The sequence below is a fragment of the Embleya australiensis genome, assembly GCF_051903075.1.
Taxonomy (GTDB): Bacteria; Actinomycetota; Actinomycetes; order Streptomycetales; family Streptomycetaceae; genus Embleya.
This window is the reverse complement of sequence record NZ_CP182422.1, coordinates 4,435,001-4,451,212: the sequence shown is the minus strand read 5'-3', so window position 1 is coordinate 4,451,212 and position 16,212 is coordinate 4,435,001. Positions and strand designations below refer to the sequence as shown.

Genomic DNA, 16,212 nt, shown 5'->3' with positions numbered 1-16,212 from the left:
TCAGCTGTGCGCTCCTGCCCCGGTGGAAGCGGGGGCCGTCGTCGCCCACGCGGTGGATGCCGCGGTGTCGAACGGACAGCCGCCGTGCTCGAAGTGCGCGAGGTATTCGTCGCGGAAGTACTTGAGCGAGGACTGGATCGGGCTCGCCGCGCCGTCGCCGAGGGCGCAGAAGGACTTGCCGAGGATGTTGTCGGCGACGTCGAGCAACGTCTCCAGGTCCTCCTCGGTGCCCTCGCCGTGCTCCAGGCGGGTGAGCAACTGGGTGAGCCAGTAGGTGCCTTCGCGGCACGGGGTGCACTTGCCGCAGGACTCGTGCTCGTAGAACTCGGTCCAGCGCAGCACCGCGCGCACCACGCACACGGTCTCGTCGAAGATCTGCAGCGCCTTGGTGCCGAGCATGGAGCCGGCCGCGCCGACGCCCTCGTAGTCGAGCGGCACGTCCAGGTGCTCGTCGGTGAACATCGGCGTGGACGAGCCGCCGGGCGTCCAGAACTTGATCCGGTGCCCGGCGCGTACCCCGCCCGCCAGGTCGAGGAGTTGGCGCAGCGTCACACCGAGGGGGGCCTCGTACTGGCCGGGCCGGGTGACGTGTCCGGACAGCGAGTACAGGGTGAACCCGGGCGACTTCTCCGAGCCCATCGAGCGGAACCACTCGACGCCCTTGTTCAGGATCGGCGGCACCGAGGCGATCGACTCGACGTTGTTCACGCAGGTGGGCGACGCGTACAGGCCGGCCACGGCGGGGAACGGGGGGCGCAGTCGGGGTTGGCCCCGGCGGCCCTCGAGCGAGTCGAGCAGAGCGGTCTCCTCGCCGCAGATGTACGCGCCGGCGCCCGCGTGCACGGTGAGTTCGAGGTCGAAGCCCGAGCCGAGCACGTTCTTGCCGAGGTAGCCGGCCGCGTACGCCTCGCGGACCGCCGCGTGCAGCCGGCGAAGCACCGGGACGACCTCGCCGCGGACGTAGATGAAGGCGTGCCCGGAGCGGATCGCGTAGGACGCGATGATCACGCCCTCGATCAGCACGTGCGGGTTGGCGTACATGAGCGGGATGTCCTTGCAGGTTCCCGGCTCGGATTCGTCCGCGTTGACCACGAGGTAGTGCGGCTTGCCGTCGTTTTGCGGGATGAAGCCCCACTTCATGCCGGTGGGGAAGCCCGCGCCGCCGCGACCGCGCAGACCGGAGTCCTTGACGGTCTGGATCACCTCGTCGGGGTGCATGGCCAGCGCCTTGCGCAGGCCGTCGTAGCCGCCGCCGCGCCGGTAGGTGTCCAGCGTCCACGGCCGGTGCTCGTCCCAGTTGGCGGAGAGCACGGGGGTGAGAAGGGAGGGTTCGGTCACGGCGCCTGGTCCCCGTCCTGGTCGGGCGCGTTCCCGGCGGGAGGCGCGGGGTGGGCCGGGTCGGACTCGGCGGTGCGCGCCGGGGCGTCGTGCGAACTCGGGGCGGGCGGTGCCTCGTTCGCGCCACCCTGGGTCGCACTGCGGGAGCCGGGCACGGTCGCGGTCGTGGATCGGGGCGCGTCGTCGGTGTGCGTGCCGTTGGCGATCCGCAGGCCGACCAGGCTGGCCGCGCCGCCGGCGCCGCCCTCGTCCACCGCGCCGGGGCGCTCGTCGGGGAAGCCGGCCAGGATCCGCGAGGTGTCGCGGAAGGTGCACAGTCGGGCGCCGCGGGTGGGCAGCGCGTCCTTGCCGGCGCGCAGGTCGTCGACGAGTTCCCTGGCCGACTGCGGGGTCGCGTCGTCGAAGAACTCCCAGTTGACCATCACCACGGGCGCGTAGTCGCAGGCCGCGTTGCACTCGATGTGCTCCAGGGTGACCACGCCGTCGGCGGTGGTCTCCTTGTTGCCGATGCCGAGGTGGTCCTTCAGGCTCGCGAAGATCTCGTCGCCGCCCATCACCGCGCACAGCGTGTTGGTACACACGCCGACATGGAAGTCGCCGCCCTGGCGCCGCCGGTACATCGTGTAGAAGGTGGCGACGGCGGAGACCTCGGCGGTGGTCAGGCCGAGGATGTCGGCGCAGAACTCGATGCCGGTGCCGGTGACGTAGCCCTCTTCGGCCTGCACCAGGTGCAGCAGCGGCAGCAGCGCCGAACGCGACTGCGGGTAGCGGCCGATCACCTCCTTCGCGTCCACCTCCAGGCGCGCGCGCACCTCGGGCGGGTACGGCGGAGCCGGCTTGGCCGGGGGCATCGGCATGCCCAGATCCGTACTCATCGGTCGACACCTCCCATGACGGGGTCGATCCCCGCCACTGCCACGATCACGTCCGCCACCTGGCCGCCCTCGCACATCGCGGCCATGGCCTGCAGGTTGTTGAAGGAGGGGTCGCGGAAGTGCACGCGGTAGGGGCGGGTGCCGCCGTCGCTGACCGCGTGGACCCCCAGTTCGCCCCGGGGTGATTCGATCGCGCTGTAGACCTGGCCGGGCGGCACTCGGAAGCCCTCGGTCACCAGCTTGAAGTGGTGGATGAGGGATTCCATCGAGGTGCCCATGATGTTCTTGATGTGCGCCGGCGAGTTGCCCAACCCGTCGGTGCCCAGGGCCAGCTGCGCAGGCCAGGCGATCTTCTTGTCGGCCACCATGACGGGTCCCGGGGCCAGCCGGTCCAGGCACTGCTCGACGATCCGCAGCGACTGCTTCATCTCCTCGATGCGGATCAGGTACCGCCCCCAGGAGTCGCAGGAGTCGGCGGTGGCGACGTCGAACTCGTAGTTCTCGTAGCCGCAGTACGGCTGCGTCTTGCGCAGGTCGTGCGGCAGGCCGGTGGAGCGCAGCACCGGGCCGGTCAGCCCGAGGGCCATGCAGCCGGCCAGGTCGAGGTAGCCGATGCCCTGGGTGCGGCCCTTGAAGATGGCGTTGTCGTTGAGCAGCAGTTCGTACTCGTGGATCCGGCCGGGGAGGATGTTGACCAGTTCGCGGATCTTGTCCACGGCGCCGGGCGGCAGGTCCTGGGCCAGGCCGCCGGGGCGGATGTAGGCGTGGTTCATCCGGAGCCCGGTGATCATCTCGAAGACGTCGAGGATCAGTTCGCGGTCGCGGAACCCGAAGGTCATCACGGTGAGCGCGCCGATCTCCATGCCGCCGGTGGCCAGGCAGACCATGTGCGAGGAGATGCGGTTGAGCTCCATCAGCAGGACCCGGATCACCTGCGCGCGTTCGGGCACCTGGTCGGTGATGCCGAGCAGCTTCTCCACCGCGAGGCAGTAGGCCGTCTCGTTGTGCAGCGGCATCAGGTAGTCCATGCGCGTCACGAAGGTGACGCCCTGGGTCCAGGTGCGGAACTCCAGGTTCTTCTCGATGCCGGTGTGCAGGTAGCCGATCCCGCAGCGGGCCTCGGTGACGCTTTCCCCGTCGATCTCCAGGATCAGCCGCAACACGCCGTGCGTGGACGGGTGTTGCGGGCCCATGTTGACGACGATGCGCTCTTCGGCATCCGCCGCGGCCTGGACCACTTCGTCCCAGTCGGAGCCGGTGACCGTGTAGACCCGGCCCTCGGTGGTCTCCCGCGCGTACGCGGCGGATGGGGGTGTCGTTGTCTGATCGGACATCAGTTGTACGACCTCCGCTGGTCGGGCGGCGGGATCTGGGCGCCCTTGTACTCGACGGGCACGCCGCCGAGCGGGTAGTCCTTCCGCTGCGGGTGGCCGGGCCAGTCGTCCGGCATGAGGATGCGCGTGAGCGCGGGGTGGCCGTCGAAGATCAGGCCGAAGAAGTCGTAGGTCTCGCGCTCGTGCCAGTCGAGCGCGGGATACACGCTCACCAGGGACGGTACGTGCGGGTCCGCGTCGGGGGCCGAGACCTCGAGCCGCAGCGCCCGATTGTGGGTGATCGAGCGCAGGTGGTAGACCGCGTGCAGCTCGCGGCCGGCCTCCTGGGGGTAGTGGGTGCCGGACACGCCGGTGCACAGCTCGAAGCGCAGCGCCGGGTCGTTGCGCAGGGTCAGCGCGACCCGGGGCAGCGACTCGCGGCGCACGTGGAAGGTGATCTCGCCGCGGTCGACCACGACCTTCTCGATCGCCTGGTCGAACTCGATGCCGGCCTCCGCGAGGGCGCCGGAGAGCTCGTCGGCGACGAGGTCGAACTCGCCCTCGCCGTCCGCGGTGCCGCGCGGGCCGCCGTAGGGGCGGGCGGCGGGGCCGGGGAAGGCGACGGTACGGACGAGCTTGCCGTAGCCGGAGGTGTCGCCGGAGCCGGCGGCGCCGAACATGCCGTGCCGGACCTCGACGGTCTCGCCGATGGGCTCGCCGTGGGTGTCGCGGGGGGTGGGGAGCTGGGCCTTCTCCTCGGGGGTGCTCATCGGGCGGCCCCGTCCTGGGTGTGGTTCGCGGGGGTGTGGCCGGTGTGGTTGTGGCCGGTGTGGTTGTGGCCGCTTTGCGCGTGGCTCGCAGGGGCGTGGCCGACCGGGATGCCGGGGTCGAGTTCGTGGGCGCCGCGGCGGGCGCTCGCGGGGAGCATCTCGATGGTGGGCAGCGCCTTCAGGGCGGCCTGTTCGGCGGCGCGGGCGGCCTTCTCGCGGTTGACGCCCAGCGGCATCGCCTGGATCTCCTCGCGGAGCTTGATGATCGCGTCCATCAGCATCTCGGGCCGGGGCGGACAGCCGGGGAGGTAGATGTCCACCGGCACCACGTGGTCGACGCCCTGGACGATCGCGTAATTGTTGAACATGCCGCCCGACGAGGCGCAAACGCCCATCGACAACACCCACTTGGGGTTGGGCATCTGGTCGTAGATCTGCCGCAGGACCGGCGCCATCTTCTGACTGACCCGCCCGGCGACGATCATCAGGTCGGCCTGGCGCGGCGAGGCCCGGAAGACCTCCATGCCGAAGCGGGCCAGGTCGTAGCGGCCTGCGCCGGTCGCCATCATCTCGATCGCGCAGCACGCGAGTCCGAACGTGGCCGGCCAGAACGATCCCTTGCGGAAGTAGCCGGCCAGCCCTTCCACGGTGCTCAACAGGAAGCCGCTGGGCAGCTTCTCCTCGATACCCACGCGGATGCCCTCTCTCCGTCAGTCGTTGGGGGAAGCCTGGGCTTGGCTGATCGGGCCCTCGGTGTGTGTACGTGCCATGTCGTCGCTCAGTCCCACTCCAGGCCGCCGCGCCGCCAGAGGTAGGCGTAGGCGACGAAGACCGCGGCCACGAACATGACCATCTCGACGAGACCGAACATCCCCAGCGAGTCGAAGTAGACGGCCCACGGGTAGAGGAAGACGATCTCGATGTCGAAGACGATGAAGAGCATCGCCGTCAGGTAGTACTTGACCGGGAATCGCCCGCCGCCGACCGGCTGCGGGGTCGGCTCGATGCCACATTCGTAGGCCTCGAGCTTGGCCCGGTTGTAGCGCTTGGGCCCGGTGAGCGCCCCCATCACGAGGGAGACCAGTCCGAAGGCCAGGGCAATGCCCCCGAGCACGAGGATCGGCGCGTACAGGTTCACCGCGCTCCCATCTCCCTTCTCAGTCCCCCGAAGCCACGCATGTGACCGGGTTCACAAGCTGCCGGAACGGCGCCCATCCTAGGCCCCTTCCGATGTGATCTGCGACACGGGTAGAGAATGATCATGGTGTGATCTTCACCACCTGATGATCGATCAGAAACGGTTGCGTGCAGGCAAAAATCACACAGGGTGAGAAATAGGGGAGCCTAAACGGTTCGCCACTCACGGACGATGTTGATCATGGGAATCGCCTATACCACCCGTTCACAAGCTCATCAAATTTGGCTGATGATGATCGGTTGTGATAATCGATCCACCCGGTTGGCTGCCCATGGTCACCCAGCGCAACCACGGGATGGGCCGCGGGGACGGCGCCGAACGCCGCCGTGGCGAGTTCGTGAACCGACGGACACAGTCCGGCTGCGGTGGGGGCGGGGGCCTTGACGGGGCGGGGGGCGGGGGTCCCGAGGGACCTTTCCGGGTGGGTGGGGTGGTTTCGGCGGGTGTTGCGCTTGTGATCGCGGGCGGCCGGTGCGGGGCGGGTCAGAGTCGGATGGTGGGCCGCCGCCGGCGTGCGGGGCTTCGAAGCTCGGGGCTCCCGACGAGACGGACGCGTTGCCCGGCGAAAACCGGCCGGCAGCAGGGAGCGGGAGGGCGCTCGGGTCGAGTCTGCCGGGGGCCTTCCCGATTGGGTCGGGCGCTTCCGCCGAGAGTCGCGCGTGTGGTTGCGAAGGGCCGGTCCGGGGCCGGTCAGAGTCGGATGGTCGGCCGCCGCCAGCGTGCGGGGCTCCAAGACCTGGGCTTCCGACGAGACGGGTGCTTTGCTCGGCGAAAACCGGCCGGCAGCGGGGAGCGGGAGGGCGCTCGGGTCGAGTCTGCCGAGGGGCCTTCCGGAGTGGGGGGCGCGTCTTCGGCGAGCTTCGCGCCTTTGGCTGCGGGCCGGCCGGTCCGGGGCTGGTCAGAGTCGCCGGGTCGGCCGCCGCCAGCATGCGGGGCTCCAAGAACTGGGCTTCCGACGAGACGGGTGCTTTGCTCCGTAAAAACCGGGCGGCAGCGGCGGAGCGGGAGGGTGGTCGGGTCGGGTCCCCGGGGAGCCTTCCTGGGTGGGTCGGGTGATTTGGGTGTGTGGTGGGCGTGTGCGGGTGGTGTTGGTTCACGAAACCGGATCCCGTGGGGTGCCGCAGCCTTTGCGTGAAGGAAAACCGCAGGTCAGCGCTGTTGGGAACTGTTTCGGGTGGCTCGGGATCCGGTTTTGGCCTCCGTTGGGCACTTTCGGTCTCCTCGACGGCCTCTGTGAGGTCGCAGCAGGCGAAGTCGGCTTCCACTGGGCAGTTCCGGTCTCCACTCCGGCGTTGAGGGTGTCGCAAGGCACGAAACCGGCACTCGACGCCCGAGTGTGCCGCCCAGCCACGCAAAACCGCAGGTCACCGCAGCTCGAAGCCCAGAACCACCCACCGCGATCCGGTTCCGAACCCCAGCTCCTCTCCAAACGCCCGCGACCCGCCCCGACCCACCCAGGAAGGCTCCCCGGAAAACCCGCCCCGACCACCCTCCCGCTCCGCCGCTGCTGGCCGGTTTTCGCCGAGCAACACGCTCGCCTCGCCGGGCGCTTAGGGTCTTGGAGCCCCGCACGCTGGCGGCGGCCGACCCCGGCGACTCTGACCAGCCCCGCACCGGCCCTCCGCAGCCAAAGGCGCAACGCCCGCCGCAAGCGCCCGACCCACTCGGAAGACCCCTCGGCAGACTCGACCCGAGCGCCCTCCCGCTCCCTCGCTGCCAGCCGGTTTTCGCCGAGCAAAGCACCCGTCTCGTCGGGGCTTCGGGTCTTGGAGCCCCGCACGCTGCGGCGGCCGACCCGGCGACTCTGACCAGCCCCGGACCGGCACCCCGCAGCCAAAGGCGCGGCGCTCGCCGAAGACGCCCCCACTCCGGAAGGCCCCCAGCGGATCCGACCCGAGCGCCCTCCCACTCCCCGCTGCCGGCCGGTTTTCGCCGAGCAAAGCACCCGTCTCGTCGGAAGCCCAGGTCTCGGAGCCCCGCACGCCGGCGGCGGCCAACCTGGCGACTCCGACCAGCCCCGGACCGGCACCCCGCAGCCGAAGTGCGACGCTCGCCGAAGACACGCGACCCATTCGGGAAGGCCCCTCGGCAGACTCGACCCGACCACCCTCCCGCTCCCTCGCTGCCGGCCGGTTTTCGCCGAGCAACACGCTCGCCTCGTCGGAAAGCCCAGGTCTTGAAGCCCCGCACGCCGGCGGCGGCCAACCCGGCGACTCTGACCGGCCCCGGACGAGCCTTCCGCAACCACCAGCGCGACGCCGACCGAAGACACCCGACCCACTCGGGAAGCCCACTGGGAAGTCGACTCGACCCGACCGCCCCGGCTCCGCCGCTGATCTTCCCCGGTGGTGTGCCAACTGCCGTGTCGGCTATCGAAGATGGGGGCAGGCGCATCGGCCGGGTGCGACGTGCCGCCTATGGGCGCTGCGGCCGAAACCGGGCCGAGCGGGCCGAGCCGAACGGGCCCCGGCCGACCAGAGGCGCGGGGGCGCAGCCCAACGCAGCCCAGCCCGGCCGGCCCGACGCGGCCTCGGGCAGCCCGAGGCGGTCGTCGTCGCCCACGCCCATCGCCATGGTGAAACGCCCAGCCTCCGACGACCCCAGCCCCGGCCTCAGCCCCACCCCCGGCTCGGAACCGGCCGGCCGCCCCGTTCGCCCGCCACCGCTACCGCACCCGACCCAGCCATCAACCCCCACCCTCAGGCCCTCGGGTCCCAAAGCCCGCCCGCTTCGCCCCTCGCCAAATGGTCGGCGTAGATGCCGACCTTCCAGGTGATGACGGAGCGGCATTCCTCCAGCGCGCGGATCTGGGCGTCCACGCGCCGGCGGTGGGTGTCGAGCAGGTGTAGGCGTTCCGCCTCGTTGCCCGGGCCTTGGCGGACCAGTTCGGCGAAGCGTTCGAGTTCGGCCAGTGGCATGCCGGATTCGCGGAGCTTGACGCAGATCAGGAGCCAGTCGACGTCGAACGAGGTGTAGCGCCGCCTGCCGCCCGGCGTGCGCAGGACCGGGCCGACCAACAGGCCCTCGCGCTCGTAGAAGCGCAGGGCGTGCACGCTCAGGCCGGTGCGTTCGGCCACCTCTCCGATGCTGAACGACTCTGCGGTCGGCTCGGTGGTCATGTCCTCGCTCGCTCTCGGACTTGATCTAGACCTCGCTCTAGATCGTAGCGTCGGCGACATGACGATCACCGCTCAGCAACCCCTCGGCTCACCCTTCTCCGCCGCCACCCACGCCTCGGACATCGTGGCCGGCCTCGACCTGTCCGGCATGACCGCCGTGGTGACCGGGGGCTACTCCGGCCTCGGCCTGGAGACCGCCCGGACGCTGGCGGCGGCGCGGGCCAGGGTCATCGTTCCGGCCCGTCGTCCCGAGGTGGCCCGGGCCGCGCTTCAGGGGGTACCGGGTTGCGAGGTCGTCGCCATGGACCTGACCGACCTGGACAGCGTGCGGTCGGCCGCCGCGCATATCCGCGAATCCGTCGATCGGCTCGACCTGCTGATGGCCACCGCCGGGGTCATGGCCACCCCGGAGCGACGCGTCGGGCCCGGCTGGGAAGGCCAGTTCGCGGCCAACCACCTCGGGCACTTCGCCCTCGCGTGCGAGCTGTATCCCCTCCTGGTCGCCGCCGACGGCGCTCGTGTCGTCGTCAACAGTTCCGCCGGACACACCCTGACCGGCATCCGCCGACACGACCCGCACTTCCGCACCGGCTACGACAAGTGGTTGGCCTACGGTCAGTCCAAGACCGCCAACGCGCTGTTCGCTGTGCACCTCGACGCGCTCGGGCGCGACGACGGCGTCCGAGCGTTCGCGCTGCATCCGGGCAAGATCATCACCGGTCTGCAACGCGAGATGGCGTTGCAGGAGCAGATCGACCGCGGCTGGGTGGATGCGCACGGCAATGTGATCGGGGCCGACTTCAAGACCGCTTCCCAGGGCGCCGCCACCGGAGTGTGGGCCGCGACATCCGCGCTGCTCGACGGACGGGGCGGGCTCTACCTCGAAGACTGCGACATCGCCCGCGTCTCCGCCCCCGACGAGCCCATGGACGACGGCGGCGTGCGCGCGTACGCCGTCGACCCCGACGAGGCCGCGCGCCTCTGGGACCTCTCCATCGCCGCGACCGGCGCCCCGCCCATCACCCGATGACGTCGCCCACGCCGCCGGCGAGCGCGGTCCGCCCCGGGTGGCGGGGGCTTCGCTCGCCGGCGGCGTCCGGGGCTCAGCGGGCGATCGGGGTGTCGACCAGGTCGTCGGCGGCTTTGGGGCCGACGCAGTGCGGCGAGCGTCCGCCGTAATCGCCCGACGTCGAGGCGGCCACGGTTGAGAGCGTCGTAGAGCGCGGCGGTGCTCGGCCAACAGGGTCGGACAGGGTCGGGTCCACCGGCGCCGTCACCGGCCCGTGCGCACACAGCAACGGGCCCGTGACCTCGAACAGTTCGTCACACCGCGCGGTCGGACGCGCGAAGAAGTCCTCCCGGAAGTGTGACGCTTCCGCGAACGTGTCAGGTCGCGGTGGGGATATGGCGGGCTGCTGCGAGCTTGGCCATCGTCCGAAGCCTCGCAAAGTAGGAGGCGCAGTACTCCGAGTTGATCAGGGGCACGACCTTGTCCAGGCCGGCGATGCAAGCCCAGAGGGAGGCGATGCCACTGTCGTCGAGCCCACCGTTCAGCTCTGTCTGGACGAGGCCGGCGACGTCGGCGTCCAGGAGGACAAGCTCCACGCCCTCGACGTCAATGCCTCGGAAGCTGTCCGGGTACGGGGCGCACCGGTGTTCCTCCCACAGCCGGACGAGTCGGTCTTCGGGCTGCGCTCCGTTCGTGTCGACGGATGCCGCGTCTGCTGCGGAAGGTGGGCGAAGGAGCAGGGAAACGGCATCGAAGACGGCACGCACCATGGTGATGGCCCTGGCCGGGTCGAGGGCGGCACTTGTCACAGTGCCCCGCGTGAGCTTGTCGCGGAGCAGTCGGCTGCGGTCGAGTTCGGCAGCGAGTTCGGCCGGAATGAGCCCTGCATCGGCGGCCCGCTCGATGAGGTCCTGGACCGGTTCGTGGACGGCTAGGCGCTCGGCAAGGACGTGCTCCAGGGCGAACAGGGAATGCGTGACGGCCACGGTGCCGAACTCGTAGCGGTAGTGGGAGTGTCGGATGAGCTCGCGGGACGTTTCCATCACGCTCATGACGTACATGGACGCGTCGCCGGGCAGAACCAGGTCGGCCACCAAAACGTCCATGCCCGCATAGTCGAGAACGACGTTGCGGGCACGCAGGTCCGGTACTGGCCGAGGGCGCGGGCCGGGCAACGGCGGCTGGGCGTTCACCAGCGCAGTCTTGTCGTCCTGAGGCTCTCGGTGCCAACGGTTTTACTCGGGGCGGGTTGGCGACCCGGTGCCGCACGTCGCCACTGGCCGGATCCGACCTTGAGTACAAGCTGAGTATCTGCGCCCATGCCCGTGCGCCGTGTGTCTCCCTAGCGTCGTCACCATGCACGAAACGACAGACGCGAACGCTCCCCGTACGTCCGGCCGTAGCGCCGTCACCCTCTACGTCATCGGCGTCGTCTGTGCGATGGTCGTCATGGCCCTGGTCGACGTCGCCGCGCTCCTGACCAATGCCGTCGACAGCGACACGTGCGCCCAGTCCTGCGCCGCCGATCCGACCGCGCGCGATGACCGCCTCGTGCTGTGGGCCAAGCTCAGCGGTGTCGTGGCGCTGGTCGGCATGTTCCTGACCGCGAGCCTGCCCACCCGCTTCCGGTGGCCCGTCGGCCTCCTCTTCCTCGGCGGCGCGTTCGTGCTCCAGGCCGTCGCGCTCACGTCCTGACGACGACAGCGCCGCCGCCGCCCGAGGCTCACGCGCACAGCCGGGCCAGCGCCGTCCTGCTCTCGTCGTCCGCGGCTCGGAAGACCAGCAGGCGCTGACTCGGGTCCTGCAGCGGCGCCAGTACCTCGAAGTGCATCGTGAGCGTGCCGGCCTCCGGGTGGCGCAGCACCTTGTGCCCGCGGCCGTTGATCCCGATGTCCCGTTCGGCCCACAAGCGCGCGAACTCCGCGTCCCCCGCGTGCAATTCCGCGATGAGGGCGGTCAACGCGCGATCCTCCGGATGTGCGGCCCACGCCGCGCGCAGGTGGGCGACGCCCTCGCGCACCACGCGGTCCCGATCGACGTACAACTCCCGTACCACCGGATGCATCAGGCACAACCACATCGCGTTGCGCCGCGCCGGCGGGAGGGCGGCGAAATCGATCAGCAGCCTGGTCGACTCCCGATTCCAGGCCAGAACGTCGTAGCGGTGGTTCATCAGCATGGCCGGCAGCGGCGACAGATCGGCCACCAACCCGGCCAACAACGGCGCGGCGCCCGTCGCCGGCTCGTCGGCCGTGTCGGGGCGTCGGCGGGCCAGGTCGAAGAGGTAGGCCCGCTCCACCGGGGCCAGCCGCAGTGCCCTGGCCAGTGCCTCCACCACGTCGGCCGAGGGCCGCATCCCGCGACCCTGTTCCAGCCGTACGACGTAGTCCACGCTGACCCCGGCCAGCTCGGCGACCTCCTCGCGGCGCAGCCCGGGAGTCCGTCGGGGCTGCCGACGCGCCGGCAGGCCGAGGTCGTGCGGGTCCAGCCGTTCCCGCCTGGCGCGCAGGAACGCGGCCAACTCCTGTGTCGTGTCCACGGTGTGGGTGGTCGTCGTCATGTCCGTGCCAACAGTCAGGGTGGGATCGGCGTTCCCAGGATGTTCTCTCCCTTACCCCCTGTTCGCGGCGGTCACAGGCTGGTACCCGGCAACGGGTCACGCGCGGAAGAACAGGGAGTACACGATGGCACTCACCCTCGACACCTACCGGCTGATGGGCCGCTCCGGGCTGCGGGTCTCACCCCTGGCACTGGGCGCGGCGACCTTCGGTACCGAGTGGGGCTGGGGATCCGAGCGGGACGAGGCGCGCCGGCTGTTCGACACCTACGTCGAGCGCGGCGGCAACTTCATCGACACCGCCGACACCTACACCGACGGCAGTTCCCATCGCCTGCTGGGCGAGTTCATGCGCGACAGGCGGGAGAGCCTGGTTCTGGCGACGAAGTACTCCACGCTGCGTCGCCCCGGCGACCCGAATGCCGGCGGCGCACACCGAAAGAACCTGTTCGCGTCGGTGGAAACGAGTCTGCGACAGCTGAACACCGACTACATCGATCTGCTCTACCTGCACGTGTGGGATGTCCGTACACCGGTCGACGAGATCCTGCGCGGCCTGGACGATCTGGTCCGCCAGGGCAAGGTCCTCTACGTGGGCATCTCCAACGCCCCGGCCTGGCAGGTGTCGCACATGCAGGCGATCGCCGACCTGCGCGGCTGGTCGCCGCTGGTCGCGCTGCAGATCGAATTCAACCTGATCGAGCGCGCGGGCGAACGTGACCTGATACCCATGGCACGCGAGATGGGGTTGGGGGTGGTCCCGTTTTCACCGCTGGCCGGCGGCGTGCTCTCCGGCAAGTACAGCCGCGACGACCTGACCGCGACGCAGGCCGCGCCCGGCGACGGCACCCGCCGGAACCTCGCCCTGGGCACGCTCACCGAACGCGGCCTCGCCATCGCCGACGTCGTGAAGGAGGTCGCCAAGGAGCTGGACCGCGCACCCGTCCAGGTCGCCCTGGCCTGGGCCCTGCACCACCCGCACGTGACCGCCCCGATCATCGGCGCCCGTACGGCCGCCCAACTGGAGAACAACCTGGGCGCCCTGGAGGTCGACCTCACCGCCGCCCACCTGGCCCGCCTCGACGAGGTGAGCGCGATCGCACTCGGCTACCCGCACGACCTGCTCGCCGGCGATCACATCCGCACCGTGACCACCGGCGACGTGCGGATCGAAACCCGCCACTGACACCCGGCGACCCCGAGGGCGGCACGGGCTCGGACGCCGTCCTCGGGGTGCTCCCGGGGTGATCCCGGCCGGGGCCGGGCCCACCCGGCGGACCGACCCCGTCAACTCATCGCCAACGCGAACCACACCCGCTTGCCGTCGGGAAGCGGCGTCACGCCGCATTCGTTGGCCAGGCTCGTCATCAGCGGGATGCCCCGCCCCGACTCCGCATCCCAGGACGGGCGGCGTCGGCGCGGGGCCGCCGGGATGGCCGCCCCGCCGTCCTCGACGCCGACCACCAACTGCCCGCAGGGCACGTCGTGCAGCAGTTCGACCCGGACCACGGTGCCATCCGGCGTGTGCCGGACCGCGTTGGACACCAGTTCGCTCGCCAGCAGCTTCGTGGTCTGCGCCGTGTCGGCCGAGGCGCCCGCCCCGATCGCGCACTCGTGGACGAAGTTGCGCACGTGTCGCACCAGTTCGGCCGTACCGACACAGCGGAGTTCGGCGACGGGGGCCAACATGTGATGACCGGCCCGATCGGCCGGCGCGTGAATCCGGGTGGCAGGCATGTCTTCTCCCCAATCCGATGTTGGCCGCCGCTGGGACACCCGTACTCACCGGGAAGAAAGAAGAAAGCGGCCCACACCGAGCATCGCCGTGCCGCATAAATGCAACCAAGTACTTCGACATAAATAACTCTTTCGGGTGACGCCGACCAAATCCGGTCGCGTTCCATTCAGACCCGGAGCACAATCCCGGACGAAGCCACCCCGGGAGGACCCAGATGCGCAGCCACGCAAGACGCCGATTGGGTATGGAACTGCGGCTGCTCCGCACGGCGTCGGGTCTGTCCGGCGAGGAAGTGGCCGATTCCTGCGGCTGGGATCAATCCAAGATCAGCCGCATCGAGACCGCGAAGGTCGCGGTGTCCCGGCACGATCTGCATCGCCTCTGCGGCATATACGGGGTGTGCGCGACCGACGTCGAACGCCTCGAAGCGCTCCTGATCGAGACGCGCGGGCCGCGCTGGTGGGTCGCCTACTCGGACGTACTCGACGCCGCCTACGAGGAACTGATCGCGCTGGAGTCGCAGGCCACGGAGATCCGCGCCGCCAACGCCGGGATGATCCTCGGCCTGCTCCAGACCCGCGACTACGCGGCGGCCGTGATCGGCTCCGGCCCGATGATCCCCGACCCCGAACGCGCCGACGCGCTCGTGGAGATCCGGATGCGGCGCCAGCGTGTGCTCACCGGGCAGAATCCGGCCAGGTTCCGCTCCGTGCTCGCCGACGGCGCCCTGCAATGCGAGATCGGCGGTCGCGGCGTACTCACCCGCCAACTCGCCCATCTCCTCGAACTCGGTGAATTGCCCAACATCGACATCCACGTGATACCGACGAGTTCCACCGCGAACGCCTACAACGGCGGCCTGACCATGTTCGATTTCTCCGGCCCGCACGCGCCCAGCGTGCTGTTCGTCGAATACCACGGCGGCATGCTGGTCAAGGAGGAGGATCGCGACCTGCGCCGCTATCGCCGCCACCTCGACTACCTGTTCGCCAACGCCCTCTCCACCGACGAGTCCAGAACCCTCATCTCGGCAAGGATGCGATCCCTGTGAACAACACCCCGGAAGCCTGGCGTAAGTCCACCCACTCGGGACACCAGGGCGACTGCGTGGAAGTGGCCCCGCGCACCGCCCACCTCACGATCCGCGACAGCAAGCGCCCGACACAGGCCCACCTGCGCCTGCCCCACCACGCCTGGCCCGAGTTCCTGGCCGCGCTGCGACACGGGTGACCCGGCGCACCGCCGCCGCCGGCGATCGACCGCGCCGAAATCGGGATGAGCCGGCCGATCGACTCCGGCTAGGGTGGTAGGCATGTTCGCCGCCGCATTCACGAGGACTCGCCGCCACTAGCGGCGGGCCGAGGCTTCCTCTCTTCCGGTTCCGCCGCACTTCGGGTCCCTGCCGGTGCGGCCGTTTCGGGCTGCCCGGCTCCGAACTGCCTTGCGGAGCCTTCTCGTGCCCTACCCCACTCATGGTGGACGCCATGAGCTCGGTCAGAACTTCCTCGTCGATCCCGCGGTGATCGACCTCTTCACGGACCTGGTCGGGCGTACGTCCGGGCCGGTCGTGGAGATCGGGCCCGGTGACGGTGCCCTCACCCTCCCGCTGAGCCGCACCGGTCGGCCGCTCACCGCGGTCGAACTCGATCCGCGGCGCGCTCGGCGGCTGGCCCGCCGTGTGCCCGGGCACGTCCGGATCGTGGCGGGCGACGTGTTGCGGTACCGGTTTCCCGATCGGCCCTTCACCGTGGCGGGCAACCTGCCCTTCCACCTGACGACTTCGGTGTTGCGGCGGCTGCTCGACACCGGACACTGGCAATCCGCGGTGCTGCTGGTGCAGTGGGAGGTGGCCCGGCGCCGGGCGGGTGTGGGCGGGGCCTCGATGCTCACGGCGGCCTGGTGGCCGTGGTTCGACTTCGAGGTGCACGCGCGCGTCCCGGCTCGGGCGTTTCGGCCGATGCCGTCGGTGGACGGCGGGCTGTTGTCGATGACGCGCCGGAGTACGCCGCTGGTCGTCGGGGCGCGGGAGCCGTACCAGGAGTTCGTCCGCCACGTGTTCACCGGCCCGGGGCGCGGGCTGCGCGAAATCCTGGATCGCACGGGCCGGTTGCCCGGTGCCGAGCTGCGCGACTGGCTCGTCGGCGCCCGGATCTCCCCCCTCGCGCTGCCCAAGGATGTGACGGCGGGTCAGTGGGCCTCGCTGTGGCGGGCGGTCGAGCGGGAAGGACACGCGAACGACGGCGGTATCCGCGCCGGCCGACCGGGGTCCGGGCGGTATCGGTCCCGGCGGTGACG

Annotated in this window: 15 protein-coding genes and 1 pseudogene; 6 read left to right on the top strand and 10 right to left on the bottom strand. The window is 70.3% G+C overall.

The features are described 5' to 3' along the window. From nuoF to ACMXN5_RS19265, 7 genes and pseudogenes are all read right to left on the bottom strand, one after another. Positions 1-1,338 carry an NADH-quinone oxidoreductase subunit NuoF gene (gene nuoF / locus ACMXN5_RS19295; protein ID WP_395787185.1) on the bottom strand — a complete coding sequence of 446 codons (1,338 nt, stop codon included), beginning with the start codon at positions 1,336-1,338 and terminating at the stop codon, positions 1-3. Then, positions 1,335-2,213 carry an NADH-quinone oxidoreductase subunit NuoE gene (gene nuoE, locus ACMXN5_RS19290; RefSeq protein WP_439676307.1) on the bottom strand — a complete coding sequence of 293 codons (879 nt, stop codon included), beginning with the start codon at positions 2,211-2,213 and terminating at the stop codon, positions 1,335-1,337. Before nuoE ends, nuoF begins: the two co-directional genes overlap by 4 nt. Beyond that, entirely contained in the window at positions 2,210-3,547 is a 1,338-nt protein-coding gene (locus ACMXN5_RS19285) for an NADH-quinone oxidoreductase subunit D (RefSeq protein WP_380005571.1), read from the bottom strand. The genes nuoE and ACMXN5_RS19285 overlap by 4 nt, the downstream gene beginning before the upstream one ends. After that, positions 3,547-4,296, bottom strand: a complete 750-nt coding sequence (locus ACMXN5_RS19280) for an NADH-quinone oxidoreductase subunit C (protein WP_439676306.1) — start codon at positions 4,294-4,296, stop codon at positions 3,547-3,549. Before ACMXN5_RS19280 ends, ACMXN5_RS19285 begins: the two co-directional genes overlap by 1 nt. 155 nt (positions 4,297-4,451) lie before the next feature. Then, positions 4,452-4,988 (bottom strand): annotated as a pseudogene (locus ACMXN5_RS19275) (NuoB/complex I 20 kDa subunit family protein); the annotation flags it as partial. 86 nt (positions 4,989-5,074) lie between these two features. After that, positions 5,075-5,434, bottom strand: a complete 360-nt coding sequence (locus ACMXN5_RS19270; RefSeq protein ID WP_439676305.1) for an NADH-quinone oxidoreductase subunit A — start codon at positions 5,432-5,434, stop codon at positions 5,075-5,077. 2,759 nt (positions 5,435-8,193) lie between these two features. Further along, on the bottom strand, positions 8,194-8,613 hold the full coding sequence (locus ACMXN5_RS19265) for a MerR family transcriptional regulator (protein ID WP_439676304.1): 420 nt from the start codon (positions 8,611-8,613) through the stop codon (positions 8,194-8,196). A gap of 58 nt (positions 8,614-8,671) precedes the next feature. Between ACMXN5_RS19265 and ACMXN5_RS19260 the strand changes: the two genes are divergently transcribed. Continuing rightward, positions 8,672-9,643, top strand: a complete 972-nt coding sequence (locus ACMXN5_RS19260) for an SDR family NAD(P)-dependent oxidoreductase (RefSeq protein ID WP_439676303.1) — start codon at positions 8,672-8,674, stop codon at positions 9,641-9,643. A 356-nt stretch (positions 9,644-9,999) separates the two neighbouring features. Here the strand turns inward: ACMXN5_RS19260 and ACMXN5_RS19255 are convergent, their stop codons facing one another. Beyond that, a complete protein-coding gene (locus ACMXN5_RS19255; RefSeq protein WP_439676302.1) occupies positions 10,000-10,728 on the bottom strand; it encodes a hypothetical protein in 729 nt (242 codons plus the stop codon). 250 nt (positions 10,729-10,978) lie between these two features. Between ACMXN5_RS19255 and ACMXN5_RS19250 the strand changes: the two genes are divergently transcribed. Further along, positions 10,979-11,317: a hypothetical protein gene (locus ACMXN5_RS19250; protein ID WP_439676301.1), complete on the top strand. Its 339-nt coding sequence runs from the start codon at positions 10,979-10,981 to the stop codon at positions 11,315-11,317. A gap of 28 nt (positions 11,318-11,345) precedes the next feature. Here the strand turns inward: ACMXN5_RS19250 and ACMXN5_RS19245 are convergent, their stop codons facing one another. Next, positions 11,346-12,182, bottom strand: a complete 837-nt coding sequence (locus ACMXN5_RS19245) for a helix-turn-helix transcriptional regulator (RefSeq protein ID WP_439676300.1) — start codon at positions 12,180-12,182, stop codon at positions 11,346-11,348. Positions 12,183-12,306: 124 nt separating this feature from the next. On the opposite strand from ACMXN5_RS19245, the gene ACMXN5_RS19240 reads away from it, so the two are divergent. Beyond that, positions 12,307-13,365: an aldo/keto reductase gene (locus tag ACMXN5_RS19240; protein ID WP_439676299.1), complete on the top strand. Its 1,059-nt coding sequence runs from the start codon at positions 12,307-12,309 to the stop codon at positions 13,363-13,365. Positions 13,366-13,466: 101 nt separating this feature from the next. On the opposite strand, the gene ACMXN5_RS19235 is transcribed toward ACMXN5_RS19240, so the two are convergent. After that, a complete protein-coding gene (locus ACMXN5_RS19235) occupies positions 13,467-13,916 on the bottom strand; it encodes an ATP-binding protein (RefSeq protein WP_439676298.1) in 450 nt (149 codons plus the stop codon). Between the two features lie 215 nt (positions 13,917-14,131). Between ACMXN5_RS19235 and ACMXN5_RS19230 the strand changes: the two genes are divergently transcribed. The 3 genes from ACMXN5_RS19230 to erm all read left to right on the top strand — a co-directional run bounded on the left by ACMXN5_RS19230 (position 14,132) and on the right by erm (position 16,210). Next, positions 14,132-14,968 carry a helix-turn-helix domain-containing protein gene (locus ACMXN5_RS19230; RefSeq protein WP_395787169.1) on the top strand — a complete coding sequence of 279 codons (837 nt, stop codon included), beginning with the start codon at positions 14,132-14,134 and terminating at the stop codon, positions 14,966-14,968. Further along, on the top strand, positions 14,965-15,147 hold the full coding sequence (locus ACMXN5_RS19225; RefSeq protein ID WP_439676297.1) for a DUF397 domain-containing protein: 183 nt from the start codon (positions 14,965-14,967) through the stop codon (positions 15,145-15,147). The genes ACMXN5_RS19230 and ACMXN5_RS19225 overlap by 4 nt, the downstream gene beginning before the upstream one ends. A gap of 226 nt (positions 15,148-15,373) precedes the next feature. Continuing rightward, positions 15,374-16,210 carry a 23S ribosomal RNA methyltransferase Erm gene (gene erm, locus ACMXN5_RS19220; RefSeq protein ID WP_439676296.1) on the top strand — a complete coding sequence of 279 codons (837 nt, stop codon included), beginning with the start codon at positions 15,374-15,376 and terminating at the stop codon, positions 16,208-16,210. The last annotated feature ends 2 nt before the right edge of the window (positions 16,211-16,212 follow it).